We start from the raw sequence: 244 nt of genomic DNA, 5'->3' as shown, positions 1-244 counted from the left end.
GCTCGGCCGGAACCACGCTGCTGCTCTCCGCCATCGAAACCCTGATCGGCGGGTCCGGCACCGACGCGGTGACGCTGGGAACCGGCGGCACCACCCTGCGCGTCAGCGGCATCGAAACCCTGACCGGCGGCACCGGCACCGACAGCGTGCTGTTGAGCGACGGCGGCGGGACCTTCGTCGCCACCCTGCTGGAAACGCTGACCGGCGGGACCGGAACCGACATCGTCCTGATCGGCTCCGCCGG

At 71.7% G+C, this 244-nt stretch carries 1 protein-coding gene; it reads left to right on the top strand.

The genetic code is table 11. From position 1 onward, the window contains the following. Nucleotides 1–244, top strand: a 244-nt coding sequence (locus tag EJ903_RS27205; RefSeq protein ID WP_158628034.1) for a hypothetical protein, incomplete at both ends; no start/stop codon positions are given.

The sequence above is a fragment of the Azospirillum griseum genome (assembly GCF_003966125.1).
Lineage (GTDB): Bacteria > Pseudomonadota > Alphaproteobacteria > Azospirillales > Azospirillaceae > Azospirillum > Azospirillum griseum.
This window is presented reverse-complemented; position numbering and strand designations above follow the sequence as displayed.